The sequence below is a fragment of the Neobacillus bataviensis LMG 21833 genome (assembly GCF_000307875.1).
In the GTDB taxonomy this organism is placed as follows: domain Bacteria; phylum Bacillota; class Bacilli; order Bacillales; family Cytobacillaceae; genus Neobacillus; species Neobacillus bataviensis.
Window position 1 is genome coordinate 1 of sequence record NZ_AJLS01000075.1, and the last position, 761, is coordinate 761.

At 47.6% G+C, this 761-nt stretch carries 3 tRNA genes and 2 rRNA genes; all 5 read left to right on the forward strand.

Annotation, left to right across the window (positions count from 1 at the left end):
• Positions 1-296 (forward strand): 23S ribosomal RNA (locus tag BABA_RS12775); the annotation flags it as partial.
• An 83-nt stretch (positions 297-379) separates the two neighbouring features.
• Positions 380-495, forward strand: a 5S ribosomal RNA gene (gene rrf / locus BABA_RS12780).
• Positions 496-497: 2 nt separating this feature from the next.
• A tRNA-Val gene (locus tag BABA_RS12785) sits at positions 498-570 on the forward strand.
• 29 nt (positions 571-599) lie between these two features.
• A tRNA-Asp gene (locus tag BABA_RS12790) sits at positions 600-672 on the forward strand.
• 17 nt (positions 673-689) lie between these two features.
• Positions 690-761 (forward strand) — tRNA-Lys (locus tag BABA_RS12795).

Consider the following 761-nt stretch of genomic DNA (forward strand, 5'->3'; position numbering starts at 1 on the left):
AGTTCGGTCCCTATCCGTCGCGGGCGTAGGTAATTTGAGAGGATCTGTCCTTAGTACGAGAGGACCGGGATGGACTTACCGCTGGTGTACCAGTTGTTCCGCCAGGAGCACGGCTGGATAGCTATGTAGGGAAGGGATAAGCGCTGAAAGCATCTAAGTGCGAAGCCCACCTCAAGATGAGATTACCCATTCGTAAGAATTAAGAGCCCAGAGAGATGATCTGGTAGATAGGCTGGAAGTGGAAGAGTTGCGAGACTTGGAGCGGACCAGTACTAATCGCTCGAGGACTTTACCAAAAGAGTCAAATATAAAATGCTTATGGTTTAGAAGTTAGAAGAATTGTTATTTAGTTTTGAATGTTCAAAGTAACATTTAATGATTTGGTCATCATTGCGATGGAGATACACCTGTTCCCATGTCGAACACAGAAGTTAAGTCCATCTACGGCGGAAGTACTTGGGGGTTGCCCCCTGGGAGATATGCGAGTGGCCAAATTTGGAGGATTAGCTCAGCTGGGAGAGCATCTGCCTTACAAGCAGAGGGTCGGCGGTTCGATCCCGTCACCTCCCATTTTTTTTTTCAGCCATTAATTGAATAAAGGTTCTGTAGTGTAGCGGTTATCACGTCGCCCTGTCACGGCGAAGATCGCGGGTTCGATTCCCGTCAGAACCGTTAGTAGCAATAGTAATGAGCCATTAGCTCAGTTGGTAGAGCATCTGACTTTTAATCAGAGGGTCGAAGGTTCGAGTCCTTCATGGCTC